This window comes from Pseudomonas sp. IT-P258, assembly GCF_949767825.1.
GTDB classification, from domain to species: domain Bacteria; phylum Pseudomonadota; class Gammaproteobacteria; order Pseudomonadales; family Pseudomonadaceae; genus Aquipseudomonas; species Aquipseudomonas monachiensis.
Map to the genome: position 1 here is coordinate 1 of NZ_CATKPU010000054.1, position 12912 is coordinate 12912.

General features: G+C 60.9%; 13 protein-coding genes. 11 read left to right on the forward strand and 2 right to left on the reverse strand.

What is annotated here, in order from left to right:
• Positions 1-54 precede the first annotated feature (54 nt).
• Positions 55-999 carry a transporter gene (locus ACM6G4_RS18690; RefSeq protein WP_414914307.1) on the reverse strand — a complete coding sequence of 315 codons (945 nt, stop codon included), beginning with the start codon at positions 997-999 and terminating at the stop codon, positions 55-57.
• 208 nt (positions 1000-1207) lie between these two features.
• Between ACM6G4_RS18690 and ACM6G4_RS18695 the strand changes: the two genes are divergently transcribed.
• The 11 genes from ACM6G4_RS18695 (at position 1208) to ACM6G4_RS18745 (ending at position 11689) form a co-directional block, all read left to right on the forward strand.
• Positions 1208-2248: an AraC family transcriptional regulator gene (locus ACM6G4_RS18695; protein WP_056724354.1), complete on the forward strand. Its 1041-nt coding sequence runs from the start codon at positions 1208-1210 to the stop codon at positions 2246-2248.
• A 90-nt stretch (positions 2249-2338) separates the two neighbouring features.
• The gene (locus ACM6G4_RS18700; RefSeq protein WP_414914308.1) at positions 2339-3226 is read left to right on the forward strand and encodes a Dyp-type peroxidase; all 888 of its coding nucleotides are present in this window, start codon (positions 2339-2341) and stop codon (positions 3224-3226) included.
• Positions 3227-3242: 16 nt separating this feature from the next.
• Complete coding sequence (locus ACM6G4_RS18705) at positions 3243-4211, forward strand: Gfo/Idh/MocA family protein (RefSeq protein ID WP_414914309.1); 969 nt, start codon at positions 3243-3245, stop codon at positions 4209-4211.
• Positions 4212-4426: 215 nt separating this feature from the next.
• Positions 4427-5179, forward strand: coding sequence for a GntR family transcriptional regulator (locus ACM6G4_RS18710; RefSeq protein WP_056724359.1), 753 nt, complete (start codon positions 4427-4429; stop codon positions 5177-5179).
• Entirely contained in the window at positions 5176-6906 is a 1731-nt protein-coding gene (locus tag ACM6G4_RS18715) for a fumarate reductase/succinate dehydrogenase flavoprotein subunit (protein WP_414914310.1), read from the forward strand. The genes ACM6G4_RS18710 and ACM6G4_RS18715 overlap by 4 nt, the downstream gene beginning before the upstream one ends.
• Before the next feature lie 26 nt (positions 6907-6932).
• Positions 6933-7178: a ferredoxin family protein gene (locus ACM6G4_RS18720; RefSeq protein ID WP_056724362.1), complete on the forward strand. Its 246-nt coding sequence runs from the start codon at positions 6933-6935 to the stop codon at positions 7176-7178.
• A gap of 166 nt (positions 7179-7344) precedes the next feature.
• Complete coding sequence (locus ACM6G4_RS18725) at positions 7345-8751, forward strand: ABC transporter substrate-binding protein (RefSeq protein ID WP_414914311.1); 1407 nt, start codon at positions 7345-7347, stop codon at positions 8749-8751.
• A gap of 76 nt (positions 8752-8827) precedes the next feature.
• The gene (locus tag ACM6G4_RS18730) at positions 8828-9610 is read left to right on the forward strand and encodes an ABC transporter permease (RefSeq protein ID WP_414914312.1); all 783 of its coding nucleotides are present in this window, start codon (positions 8828-8830) and stop codon (positions 9608-9610) included.
• On the forward strand, positions 9610-10458 hold the full coding sequence (locus tag ACM6G4_RS18735) for an ABC transporter ATP-binding protein (protein ID WP_414914313.1): 849 nt from the start codon (positions 9610-9612) through the stop codon (positions 10456-10458). Before ACM6G4_RS18730 ends, ACM6G4_RS18735 begins: the two co-directional genes overlap by 1 nt.
• Entirely contained in the window at positions 10455-11417 is a 963-nt protein-coding gene (locus tag ACM6G4_RS18740; RefSeq protein ID WP_414914314.1) for a HEAT repeat domain-containing protein, read from the forward strand. Before ACM6G4_RS18735 ends, ACM6G4_RS18740 begins: the two co-directional genes overlap by 4 nt.
• Positions 11414-11689 carry a DUF971 domain-containing protein gene (locus ACM6G4_RS18745; RefSeq protein WP_414914315.1) on the forward strand — a complete coding sequence of 92 codons (276 nt, stop codon included), beginning with the start codon at positions 11414-11416 and terminating at the stop codon, positions 11687-11689. Before ACM6G4_RS18740 ends, ACM6G4_RS18745 begins: the two co-directional genes overlap by 4 nt.
• 102 nt (positions 11690-11791) lie before the next feature.
• Here ACM6G4_RS18745 and ACM6G4_RS18750 read toward each other — a convergent pair whose 3' ends face one another.
• On the reverse strand, positions 11792-12511 hold the full coding sequence (locus tag ACM6G4_RS18750) for an AAA family ATPase (protein WP_223542786.1): 720 nt from the start codon (positions 12509-12511) through the stop codon (positions 11792-11794).
• Between the last annotated feature and the right edge of the window lie 401 nt (positions 12512-12912).

Genomic DNA, 12912 nt, shown 5'->3' on the forward strand with positions numbered 1-12912 from the left:
TTTGGAATGCATTCCCCTGTGGGAGCGGGCTTGCTCGCGAAGGCGTCGTTTCAGTCAGAACGCATACGGAATACTGACTTTGGCCCAAAGCATTTCCCCTTCAGGCCGGTTTTCCACGTCGAACTCCTTGGCCCAGCGAATCTCCGCGCTGGCGTATTCGAGAAAGGTCCAGTGCAGCGCCGGGCCAATGGCAAACACCTGGCCGCGCACCCCGTCGTTCACGTCCTGGCCATTGAACTGCACGGTGTGGCCGAACTGTTTGTCGTCGGTGGTCTGCTTGAGGTAATAGCCGTTCAACCCGAGCATCAGGTTGTCGGTGATCTTGAAACTGGCGGAATAGTCGAAGTGGAAAATCTGCCCTGACTTGTAGTCGGTGTCCTTGTTTTTCTCGTTGAAACTGTAGGTGGTCTTCATCGACACCTCGGTTCTGTCCGTCGGCAGCCAGGTGAAGGAGAACAAGGGTTTGTAGGTGTAGAAATTGTTGCTGGTGTTGGCCAGGCGATCAACGCTGTATTCGCCGGTCGGCACGGTGATTTCGATGGCGGCGCCGAGGGTCAGGTCTGGGCCCATGTCCCAGAGAATGATCGGTGCGACCGTGGTGTCGCCCATGCCTTCGCGGGTGTCCTGCAAGCCGAACACCGAGACTTCCTGCTTGAGCCAGGGCTGCGCGATGTAGCCACCCAGCCGGCCGCCAAACACCCGCATCGGGCTGAGGTAATCCAGGCGCGGAATGACCGCCGTGGACTCGATCTCGACGTTCGGCACCTTGCCGCCGAGGGAGCTGATATTGAGCTTCGTGGCTTTGTAGTGGTTGTAGTAGAGGTTGAAGGCAACCATGTTGTCCGGAAGGCTGTCGGGCGAAAGCGGCAACATGAAAAAGCCGTCGGTGCCGGTGCCGATGTTGTCCACGCCAGCCTCGGTGGCCAGTGCCGGTTGCAGGGCGCAGACGCCGGCCAGGCCAATGACCAGTAGGGGAAGTGTCGTGCGGGTCGGGATCATGGGTGTTCTCATTATTATTGTTAGCGGGCTGTCCGGCATCCATACGAGGGCCGCAACATAGAAATAAGCTGTCTGCGCCCTGCAAGGCAGGGTATTGGCGGCCATTTAGGGGGACTTCTGCGGACAGCCTTTGCACCCTGTGCTAACTTCCTTCGACATAACCGGTTACAAAAATAAGAATGCAGCTCGACCCGGAACGTATAGCCCCATGCAAATGAAAGTGACCGATCCCACCTTTGAACTGGCGCTGGTGTCGCCGTTTCTCCTGCAGACCCTGGCCGAAGTCGCCGAGCAAAAAGGCATCCACCCCGAAAGCCTGTGCCGAGGCTTGGGTTTTACCTTTGAAGACCTGCAGGACCCGGCGCAACGCATTTCCTATCGCCAGGCCGTGGCCATGATTCAGCGCGCGCTCAAGGCCTTGCCCAATCAGGGGCTGGGCCTGTGGGTCGGCGCGCAGAATGTGCTCGGTACGCTGGGTTTGTTGGGGCATGTGTTGTCGCTGTGCAAGACCCTGCGCGATGCCTTTGAACTGGGCATTCGCCATCAACACACCTCTGGCGGCATTGTCGTGTCGAGTGTGGAGGAGGCGGGGGATCGGGTGTTTATCGACGTTGAATGCCGCTTGCCGTTCGCCGACGTGCAGTTGTTCGCGGTCGAGGAGTTTTTCGCCAGCCTGCTGGTGTACGGCCGGGCGCTGGTCGGGGCGGATTTCAAGCCGATGGCCGTGGAGTTCATGCATGCCGCGCCGGAGTATCTCGGCGAATATTCGCGCCTGCTGGGGCCGGACGTGCGTTTCGGCTGCCTGCAAAACCGCATGGTGATCGAGGCACACTGGCTGGGCGTTCACTTGCCCAATCACCATTCCCTGGCCCTGCGTCAGGCCGTGAAACTGCTCGAGCTGGAAGCCGCGCAGGTGCACCAGAAAATGGACCTGATCCAGGCCGTGGAACGGGCGATTGCCCGGGACCTGACCGAAGGCAGCCACATCGAGAAAATCGCCGGCGACCTGAACATGAGCAGCCGCACCTTGCGCCGCCGCCTCACCGAACATGCATTGACCTTCGAAGCGCTGCTGGAACAAGTGCGTCAGGCCCGCACCATGAGCCTGCTGGCCAACCCGGACATGTCCATTGAACGCATCACCGAAGAAGTCGGCTACAGCGACGTGCGCAGCTTTCGCCGGGCGTTCAAGCGCTGGACCGGCATGAGCCCGAGTGCGTTCCGCAACGAAATCCCCAGCGTGGTTTGATCTTTTGTGGCGAGTGGCTTCTGTGGCCTCTCACGGCACACAAACCCTCGTACTCCGGTTAAACTCTGTGCTCTTTTTCAAGGAGTTCATATGAGCCATTACCAGCCGGGCATTCTCGCCACCCCTGTTCCGCCTCAAGCCCGCCATATGTTCTTCGCCCTCGAATCCGCCGCGGCACTGCCGGCTGCGCTCGACAACTTGATGCAACGGGTGGACGGGAAATCGGCTGTCGTCGGCTTCGGCGAATCCCTGGTCAACGCACTGGAGGGGCAGATCGAAGGCCTGCGTACTTTCCCGGCTTTGGCGGGTGTCGGCGTCGACAATCCGTCGACTCAACATGCGCTCTGGTGCTGGCTGCACGGTGAAGACCGTGGCGAGTTGCTCAACCGCAGCAACGCCATCGAAGCGGCACTGGCCCCGGCGTTGCGCCTGGTGCAGATGAACGAAACTTTCCGCCACATGAATGGCCACGACCTGACCGGCTATGAAGATGGCACCGAGAACCCCCACGACGCCGCCGCCGTGGCCGCCGCCCTGGTGGGTGAGGGCGCGGACGGTACGGTGGGTGGCAGCTTCGCCGCGATCCAGCAGTGGCAGCATGACCTGAAAGGTTTCCATGGGCTGTCGGCGGATGAAAAAGACAACATCATGGGTCGCCGCTTGAGCGATAACGAAGAGCTCGACGACGCGCCGGTTTCCGCCCACGTCAAACGCACCGCCCAGGAAAGCTTTGCGCCCGAGGCCTTCGTGGTGCGTCGCTCGATGCCGTGGATCGAAGGCGACCGCGCCGGCCTGATGTTCCTGGCCTTCGGCTTTTCCCTCGATGCCTTCGAAGCCCAACTGCGCCGCATGAGTGGCCTGGAAGACGGTATCACCGACGGTCTGTACCGCATCAGCCGTCCGATCACCGGCGGCTACTACTGGTGCCCGCCGCTCAAGGACGGTCGACTGGACCTGCGCGCATTGCGCGTCGGCTGATAAGCAAGGAGAGCCTATGAACCTGGTGCGCTGGGGCATGATCGGCTGTGGCAGTGTCGCTGAACGCAAAAGCGCGCCAGCCTTCTACAAGGCACCCGGATCGGCGTTGGTGGCGGTGATGGGCCGGCGCCTGGAAGCCGTTACCGACTACGCCGCGCGCCACGGTATCGCGCGGGTCTACACCGATGCGCAGGCGCTGATCAACGATCCCGAGGTCGACGCGGTGTACATCGCCACGCCGCCCGACAGCCATCACGCCTATGCCTTGCAGGTGGCCGCCGCCGGCAAGCATTGCTGCGTGGAAAAACCGATGGCGCTGAATGCCGGGCAAAGCCGCGAGATGCAGCAGGTGTTTGCCGATGCCGGGTTGCACTTGTTCGTGTCCTATTACCGACGTTCGTTGCCACGCTTCCGGCAAGTGCGGCAATGGCTGGAGGAAGGGCGGATCGGCGAGGTCCGGCACCTGAGCTGGACCCTCACCAAAGCCCCGTCGGCAGCGGATCGCAATGGCAGTGAAAACTGGCGTACCGACCCGGCGATTGCCGGTGGTGGTTACTTTGCGGATCTGGCCAGCCATGGCCTGGACCTGTTTCAGTACCTGCTGGGCGATATCGTCGAAGTCGCCGGGTTCACCGCACGCCAGGCCGGTATGTATGCGGCCGAAGATGCCGTCAGCGCCACCTGGCGGTTTGCCAGCGGGGCTCTGGGCATGGGCTGCTGGAACTTCGTTGCGGACCGTCGCGAAGACCGGGTCGAAGTGATTGGCAGCAAAGGCCGGATCACCTTTTCAGTCTTCGATGAACACCCGGTCGAGTTGCACGCCGATGAACACCTCAGCCTGACCATCGAGCATCACGCCCACATTCAGTGGCACCACGTAATGGGCATGAATGCGCATATTCGTGGCGAGGCCCAGCACCCGGCCGTGGCCGAGCAGGCGCTGAAGACCGATTGGGTGATGGACCAGATCCTCAAGCGCCACTGATCCTTCAGACCACACACAATCCCCTGTAGGAGCTGCCGGAGGCTGCGATCTTTTGATCCTGGCTTAAAAAACAAAATCAACAGATCGCAGCCTGCGGCAGCTCCTACAGTTTTTGGTTGTGTTGCACTTCTAACCTTATGCGCATTCGGTATTTCTCAAGCCTGTCATAACCTCTCTAAGATCACGTCATAACTCGTTATAACAAGTGATCTGCCATGACCGATAACGTTCTATCCCTGAGCAGCGTCCCGTTGCACACCCAGCTGCGAGACGTGCTGCGCGCACGCATCCTCGACGGCGAATACCCGCAAGACAGCCAGATGCCTTCCGAAAGCGAGCTTGGCGCGTTGTTCAAGGTCAGTCGCATCACCGTGCGCCAGGCCTTGGGCGACCTGCAAAAGGAGGGGCTGATCTTCAAGATCCACGGCAAGGGCACCTTCGTCGCCAAGCCGAAAACCTTCCAGAACGTCAGCACCCTGCAAGGCCTGGCCGAGTCCATGACCGGTCGCGGCTATGAGGTGATCAACCGCCTGCGCAGCTTCAAGTTCATTGCCGCCGACAAGCTCGTCGCCGAGCGTTTGCAGGTGGCCGAAGGCGAGGTCGTGGCGCAGATCAAGCGTGTGCGCCTGATCAATCGCGAGCCGGTTTCCCTGGAAATCACCTACCTGCCCAAGGCCGTTGGTGAGCGCCTGGAAAAAGCCGACCTGGTTACCCGCGACATTTTCCTGATCCTGGAAAACGACTGCGGCCTGGCCCTGGGGCACGCCGACCTGGCCATCGATGCGGTGCTGGCCGACAGCGACCTGACCCAGGCGCTGAACGTTGAACCCGGCTCGCCGATCATGCGCATCGAGCGCCTGACCCATGATGTCGAGGGTCGGCCGCTGGACTTCGAACACCTTTACTACCGTGGCGATGCTTTCCAGTACCGCCTGCGGATCGACCGGCAAAAAGGGGAGCAGGCATGACGCGCAGCACGTTGGAGCAGGAATACGACATCGTTGTCATAGGCGGCGGCACCGCCGGCCCCATGGCGGCGATCAAGGCCAAGGAACGCAACCGCGACCTGCGGGTGTTGTTGATCGACAAGGCCAACGTCAAGCGCAGCGGCGCGATCAGCATGGGCATGGACGGCCTGAACAACGCGATCATTCCCGGTCACTCGACGCCTGAGCAATACACCAAGGAAATCACCATCGCCAACGACGGCATCGTCAATCAGGCCGCGGTGTACGCCTATGCCACCCACAGCTTTGAAACCCTCTCGCAACTGGACCGCTGGGGCGTGAAATTCGAGAAGGACGAAACCGGCGACTACGCGGTGAAGAAGGTTCACCACATGGGCGCTTATGTGTTGCCGATGCCGGAAGGGCACGACATCAAGAAAGTCCTCTATCGGCAGTTGAAGCGCGCGCGGGTGAGCATCACCAATCGCCTGGTCTGCACCCGATTGCTGACGGACGAAGAGGGCGCGGTCAACGGGGTGATGGGCTTTGATTGCCGCACGGCGGACTTCCATGTGATCAAGGCCAAGGCAGTGATCCTCGCCTGCGGTGCCGCCGGACGCCTGGGATTACCGTCCTCCGGCTACCTGATGGGCACCTACGAAAACCCGACCAATGCCGGCGACGGCTACTCGATGGCCTACCACGCCGGGGCCGAACTGGCGAACCTGGAATGCTTCCAGATCAACCCGCTGATCAAGGATTACAACGGCCCGGCCTGCGCCTACGTCACCGGCCCCTTGGGCGGCTACACCGCCAACAACAAGGGCGAACGCTTCATCGAGTGCGACTACTGGAGCGGGCAGATGATGTGGGAGTTCCATCAGGAACTGGAAAGCGGCAATGGTCCGGTGTTCCTCAAGCTCGATCACCTGGCCGAGGAAACCATCCAGAACATCGAAGAGATCCTGCACAGCAACGAGCGTCCGAGTCGCGGCCAGTTCCACGCCAATCGCGGCACCGACTACCGCACGCAGATGATCGAGATGCACATCTCCGAGATCGGTTTTTGCAGCGGGCATTCGGCGTCGGGGGTGTGGGTCAACGAGAAGGCCGAGACCTCGGTCAAGGGCCTGTACTCGGCGGGGGACATGGCTGCCGTGCCGCATAACTACATGCTCGGCGCGTTCACCTATGGCTGGTTCGCTGGCCACAACGCGGCGGATTTTGTCGCCGGGCGCGAGTTTTCGGCGCTGGATACCCGGCAGATCGAAACCGAAAAGCAACGGGTCTACGCACCGCTGGATCGTGAGCACGGCCTGCCACCGGCCCAGGTCGAGTACAAGCTGCGGCGCTTCGTCAATGACTACCTGCAACCGCCGAAAGTGACCAGGAAGATGCAGATCGGCCTGCAACGCTTCAGCGACATCCAGCGTGATCTCGACCAGATCAAGGCCCACAACGCCCACGAACTGATGCGCGCCATGGAAGTCAGCATGATCCGCGACTGCGCCGAAATGGCCGCCCGGGCTTCATTGTTCCGCGCCGAGAGCCGCTGGGGGCTTTACCACCACCGCGTCGATCACCCGCAACGCAACGACCGCGACTGGTTCTGCCATTGCCACCTGAAGAAAGACGAAAACGGTTTGATGAGCAGTTTCAAGAAAGCCGTCGAGCCTTACATCATCCCGCTCGATGCCGACGAGTTGCAGGCCTACGACCGGCTGCGGGTCGGCGCGGATGCCGCCTGAGCATCACCCAAGAGAGAGACCGTGAAATGGCCTATCAAGCCCAGGAAATCTTCTTCCGTTCCAACGCCCCCGTCACCATCGACGAGGACAAATGCATCGCTCACAAAGGCTGCACCGTGTGCGTCGACGTCTGCCCGATGGACCTGCTGGCGATCAACCCGGCCACGCAAAAGGCCTACATGGCGTTCGATGAATGCTGGTACTGCATGCCCTGTGAAAAGGACTGCCCGACAGGGGCTGTGAAAGTAGAGATCCCGTACCTGCTGCGCTGAAACACTATCAACGGTGGGAGCGGGCTTGCTCGCGAAGAGGCCAGCCCAGACAACAAAACGCCATCCGGCACCACCGGACGCCTGATTCAAGACACCCCTCGTTTCCCACCGCGCCCTGATCGTGGCGGAGACGAACATCCAATAAATGATTCGAGGGGAAACACTCATGATGTTGCGTGCAGCTTTAGCCGGTCTGGTACTGGCTTCATTCACCCTGTCGGCCTCGGCCGAAACCATCCGCATTGCCATCGGCACCCAGGACACCACCATCAACTGCGCCGCCGGCGGATTGTTGATTCGCGAACTCGGTCTGCTGGACAAATACCTGCCCCACGATGGCCCCTACAAAGACGCCCAATACGAGGTGCAGTGGAAAAACTTCACCAGCGGCGCCCCCCTGACCAATGAGATGGTGGCCGGCAAGCTCGACTTCGGCGCGATGGCCGACTTCCCCGGCGCGTTCAACGGCGTGGCGTTCGAAACGGCGGGCAAGCACAGCCTGTTCATCAGCGTGCTGTCGGGCAGCATCAAGGGCAGTGGCAACGGCATCGTGGTGCCGAGCGCATCGGGCGTGCAGTCGCTCGCAGAGCTCAAGGGCAAGACCATTTCCGTGCCGTTCGCTTCCACCGCCCATGGCATGTTGCTGCGGGCCGTCGCGGCCCAGGGCTGGGACCCGCTCAAGGACGTGAACATCATCGCCCAGCCGCCGGAAGTCGCCGGCTCCGCGTTGCAGGCCGGCAAGATCGATGCCCATGCTGACTTCGTGCCCTTCGCCGAACTGTTCCCCAGCCGCGGTTTCGCGCGCAAGATTTATGACGGTGCCCAGGCCAACGCGCCGACCTTCCACGGTGCGTTGGTCGATCAGGCCTATGCGAAGAAGTACCCGGAAATCGTCGTCGCTTACCTGCGGGCGAGCATCGAAGCCAACCAGTTGCTGGCGGCTGAACCGGAGAAATACAGCGAGTTGATCGCCAGGGTCACCGGGGTCGATGCCGAGGTCAATTACCTGTTCCATGGCCCCCTCGGTGTGCAGACCCGCGACCTGAGCTGGAAGCCGGAATACCGTCAGGCCGTGGGCACCGCCATCGATACCCTCAAGTTGTTGAAGAAGGCCGATCGCGGGCTCGATCTCAACACCTTCATCGACGACCAATACATCCGCGCCGCCTTCAAGGCCTCGAACCTGGACTACAGCGCGCAACTGGCCAGTTACGGGCCGGCGCCGCTCAAGGCCATCGATGCCGCCAGCGGCCAAGCCATCACCGACTTCAGCCACGTGGCGGAAATCTGGGTGCGCGGCGAGCCGAAAGTCCGCCAGTACGCCTCGGCGCAAGCGGCGTTTGCCGCGCTGGCCAGCCTCAAGCAGGAAGGCAGGAACATCCGCGCGGTGTACGCCCAGGCCAGCGACAGCGGGATCAAGTTGCTGGCGGATCAGGCGTGGTTTGCCACCGATCGCAAAGGGCAACTGAGCGCGTTCCTGCTCAAGGGCCAGGCCCAACAGTTCGCCACGGCGCAAGGCGGCAAGGTCCTCGACTTCACTGATGCTACCGCGCAGGCCGTGGCGGTTCGCTAACAGTCATAACACCGCAATCCCCTGTGGGATCGCCGCACCGCCGCTCCCACAGGGTCCAGGGTTGAGAGGAATAATTGTGTACCAATCATATTCACGCTGGATCCCCAGAGCCGCATCCTTGCTGCTCTGCCTCGTATTCTGGCAACTCGCCGCCAGCCACCACTGGAACCTCGGCCTGGTGACCTTCGCCAACGTCCCGACACCCGTGGCGGTCATTGAAGCTGCCCTCGGCCTCGGCGACTCGGGCAAACTCGGTCAACACCTGGGCAGCAGCCTCGGCCGGGTGTTCGCCGGTTACCTCGCGGCGCTGATCATTGGCGTGGCCCTGGGCCTGGCCATCGGCCGCTCGAAATGGGCCGAAGATCTGTTGTTGCCGCCCCTGGAAGTGCTGCGCCCGATCCCGGCGGTGGCGTGGATTCCCCTGGCGATCCTGATGTTTCCCTCCTCGGAGCTGTCGATGGTGTTCATCACCTTCACCGGCGCACTGTTCCCGATCCTGCTCAACACCGTGCACGGCGTCGAAGGCGTCGACCCACGGCTGATCGCCTCGGCGAAAAGCCTCGGGGCGGGGCGCCGGGCCATCCTGCTGGAGGTCGTTCTGCCGGGCGCTGCGCCCAGCATCATCACCGGCCTGGCCATCGGCATGGGCACTTCGTGGTTCTGCCTGGTGACGGCGGAAATGATCTCCGGCCAGTTTGGCATTGGCTATTACACCTGGGAGTCCTACACCATCCAGAACTACGCCGACATCGTGGTCGGCATGTTGCTGATCGGCGTGCTCGGGATGGGCAGCAGCCTGTTGATCAAGCGTCTGGGCGGGCTGTTCACGCCCTGGCATCGACCACGAGGAAAAGCCTGATGAGCGTTTTTCAACACCTGGAAGGGCGTATCGACATTCGCGGGCTGTCGATCAGCCTGGGCGAGGGCGACACGGCTTTCGAAGCAGTGCAGGGCCTCGATTGCCAGATCGAACCGGGGCAGTTCGTGTGCATTCTCGGGCCGTCGGGTTGCGGCAAATCGACCTTGCTCGGCGCCCTGGCCGGCCACCTGCATCCGCGCACCGGCACCCTGAATGTCGATGGCGCAGCGGTGGCGGGCCCATCGCCCCAGCGCGGCATGGTGTTCCAGCAGCACACGCTGTTTCCGTGGCGCACGGTGCGTGACAACGTGGCGTTCGGCTTGAAAATGCAAGGCATCGGCAAGGCCGAACGGCACAAGGCAGCGGATGAAATCCTCGCCCTGGTGGGCCTCGAAGGCTTTGCCGGGCGCTGGCCCGATCAGCTCTCCGGCGGCATGCAGCAACGGGTGGAAATCGCCCGGGTGTTGGTCAACCGTCCGCGCCTGTTGCTGATGGACGAACCCTTCGGCGCCCTCGATGCCCTGACCCGATTGAACATGCAGGAACTGCTGCTGGACATCTGGACGCGCATCCGCACCACCGTGGTGTTTGTCACCCATGACATCGACGAAGCGCTGTTCCTCGCCGATCGCCTGCTGGTCATGAGTCCACGGCCCGGCCGGATCATCGAAGACTTGCGCCTGGACTTCCCCCGGCCACGCAGCACGCAACTGGTGACAAGCCCCGAATTCTCGCACCTCAAGCGCCATTGCCTCGAACTCCTGCGGCACGAAGACGGCCGGCAACTGCCGCGCCTGAACCCGCTCGGACTTCCCCCTGAAACCAAACTGCCGCGATTTGCCCTATGACCTCACTATTCGATGTAACCGATAACGACGACATTCTTGCCCTGCAGCCGCGCCTGACCGATGACGACCCCGGTGTACGCCGGATCGCGCTGATCGAACTGGCCGATCTCGAGGAGCCGGACGGCCTGCTGTGGCTGATCGATCGACTGGCCGAAGACCCGATTGCGGACGTTCGCGCCGAAGCCGCACGCCTGCTGGAAGCCTGGGAGGACGAACCGGTGGTCGAAGCGCTGTGCCAGGCCCTGACGGACCCATCCCCGGCGGTGCAGGTGGCCGCAGCGCAAAGCCTCAGCCTGCTCAAGAGTGAAGCGGCGGGCCGGGTCATCCTGCCGTGGACCGGGCACGCCGACAGCGGCGTACGCATCGCCGCATTCAGGGCGTTGCGCGAGTTGCGTTGCCCCGATGCCGCCGATGCGGCTGCCCGGGCACTGATTGATGAAAGCGCCAGCGTGCGCCGCGAAGCGGTGGGCGTGCTCGGCTGGCTCAAGCAACTCGATGCCTTGCCGGCACTGGCGCGACTGGCCAGCGCTGACCCGGACACCGAGGTGCGGCGTGCCGCCACCGGCGCATTGGGCCTGGCGTCTGACGCCCAGGTGCTGCCGGCCCTGCGCCAGGCCTTGCGCGACGCAGCCTGGCAAGTGCGCGAAGAAGCCGCCACCACCCTGGGCAAGGTCGGCCACCCCGACGCGGGCCCGGCCCTGGTCGACGCCCTGGGCGACGATTACTGGCAAGTGCGCCTGCGCGCCACCCGCAGCCTCGGTCGCTTGCGTTTTGTACCGGCGCTCGAAGCGCTGATCGACACCCTCGGCCACCGCATCAGCAACCTGCGCAAGGAAGCCGCGCTGGCCCTGGGCGAATTGAACGACCCACGGGCCATTGCGCCATTGCAGGACGCACAAGACGACGGCGACCCTGAAGTGCGCAAGGCCGTGCGCATTGCCTTGAGCCAACTGCAATGAACCCGGTGGCGATTGGCAACTCCCGCAGCAAACAGCAGTTGCGACTGGACTGGCCGGATGGCCGCGAGCAACTGCTGGAGCATGCCGAATTGCGCCGGCAGTGCCCGTGCTCGCAGTGCCGGGCGTTTCGGTTGCGGGGGATGGCGCCGATGGTGGACGGGCGGGTTCAGGTGATCGAACTGAATCCGCAAGGGTATGGCCTGCAACTGGTGTTCAGCGATGGGCATGAGCAGGGGATTTATCCGTGGGCGTATCTCTCAAGCCTGACCTGATCCCTGTAGGAGCGAGCTTGCTCGCGATGGACGTGAACGATAAAGCGATGCAGTTGGAGGAATCGGTACGCCTGGACGGTTTTCGCGAGCAGTCGACCGGCCTTATGCTGTGAATACAGGCTCAGTAACGGCTCGGATAAACGCATCGTCCACAGTATTTACTCCATACCGATGCATGAACTCCCTACCATTGGCAAAGCGATTGAAGCGTTTCTGGCTAATCATGTAAAAATAATCACAATGGTTAATTACCTCATCAACATTGTGCGAGGAAACCAGAATAGCGGTGCCCTCACTGGCGGCGCCGCGTAGGCATTGCCAAATATAGCGACGAAATTCCGGGTCTACACCGGCGGTAGGCTCATCGAGAATCACGAAGTCTGCAGAAATTGAAAGAAGAGTGAGAGTAAAGAACCAGCGTGTCTCTCCGTAGCTGCACAGCGATGATTTTTTGTTCCAGATATCTTGGTATCGGTCAACTATCGCAGGGCTCCACGCGCTTAGTTTTTTCAGGGTTTTATCTTGTGTCATGGGCTCGCTTGATGACAGCGCAGTCACCATTTTAAAAATGTCACGCATGCGTAGCGGCGGGGGAGTGGTGATGATTTGAGAAAGGTATAAAAACTGACTGAAGTCGTTTTTTATCAAGCCGGACTTTGCTTTTTTAAGCTCGCAGACGATATCGAAAAAAGTTGTTTTTCCAGATCCATTGGGCCCCAGAATGCCGACAATGTCACCTTGAGCAACCTCAAGAGATGCCTGGGTCAAGAGGGGCTTGTCCGTATAGGAGAAGTCAATGCTCTGCGCCGTGAATTTTTTCATCAGTATCGACTCCATACGGGATTGATTCTCAGGTGTTTGAAGGTTTTGTGCAGTACTGAAATAAATAAAAAAATTATTGCTGTCGTGATGAGTTTGTTGGATTCAAGACCTTGTTCCATTATCTGGCTTGCAAGTGTCAGTGGGTTTGCGAGGTTCAAAGTGTCGGTGATGGGGTTTGATCTGCTGGCACTCATTACGCCGAGAATCAGCATGCAGAACGAAAAAATGGAAAGCAAAGTGTTCGAGTTCTGAAAGTTGATCGGTAATAATGAGAATACAGCCCCGATCGCGCAAAACATGATAAAGCAGATGTAAAAGCGTGGTGTGATATTCAGTAGTTCATTGAGGTCGTAGTTTCCGAATGGTAATTTGGTCGTTAAGTAAAAGGTTGCGCAATAAGA

What these genes read in the sequence shown, in the direction of transcription:
- ACM6G4_RS18690 (WP_414914307.1), bottom strand. Translation starts at nt 999, where the DNA reads ATGATCCCGACCCGCACGACACTTCCCCTACTGGTCATTGGCCTGGCC.
- ACM6G4_RS18695 (WP_056724354.1), top strand. Translation starts at nt 1,208, where the DNA reads ATGCAAATGAAAGTGACCGATCCCACCTTTGAACTGGCGCTGGTGTCG.
- ACM6G4_RS18700 (WP_414914308.1), top strand. Translation starts at nt 2,339, where the DNA reads ATGAGCCATTACCAGCCGGGCATTCTCGCCACCCCTGTTCCGCCTCAA.
- ACM6G4_RS18705 (WP_414914309.1), top strand. Translation starts at nt 3,243, where the DNA reads ATGAACCTGGTGCGCTGGGGCATGATCGGCTGTGGCAGTGTCGCTGAA.
- ACM6G4_RS18710 (WP_056724359.1), top strand. Translation starts at nt 4,427, where the DNA reads ATGACCGATAACGTTCTATCCCTGAGCAGCGTCCCGTTGCACACCCAG.
- ACM6G4_RS18715 (WP_414914310.1), top strand. Translation starts at nt 5,176, where the DNA reads ATGACGCGCAGCACGTTGGAGCAGGAATACGACATCGTTGTCATAGGC.
- ACM6G4_RS18720 (WP_056724362.1), top strand. Translation starts at nt 6,933, where the DNA reads ATGGCCTATCAAGCCCAGGAAATCTTCTTCCGTTCCAACGCCCCCGTC.
- ACM6G4_RS18725 (WP_414914311.1), top strand. Translation starts at nt 7,345, where the DNA reads ATGATGTTGCGTGCAGCTTTAGCCGGTCTGGTACTGGCTTCATTCACC.
- ACM6G4_RS18735 (WP_414914313.1), top strand. Translation starts at nt 9,610, where the DNA reads ATGAGCGTTTTTCAACACCTGGAAGGGCGTATCGACATTCGCGGGCTG.
- ACM6G4_RS18740 (WP_414914314.1), top strand. Translation starts at nt 10,455, where the DNA reads ATGACCTCACTATTCGATGTAACCGATAACGACGACATTCTTGCCCTG.
- ACM6G4_RS18745 (WP_414914315.1), top strand. Translation starts at nt 11,414, where the DNA reads ATGAACCCGGTGGCGATTGGCAACTCCCGCAGCAAACAGCAGTTGCGA.
- ACM6G4_RS18750 (WP_223542786.1), bottom strand. Translation starts at nt 12,511, where the DNA reads ATGAAAAAATTCACGGCGCAGAGCATTGACTTCTCCTATACGGACAAG.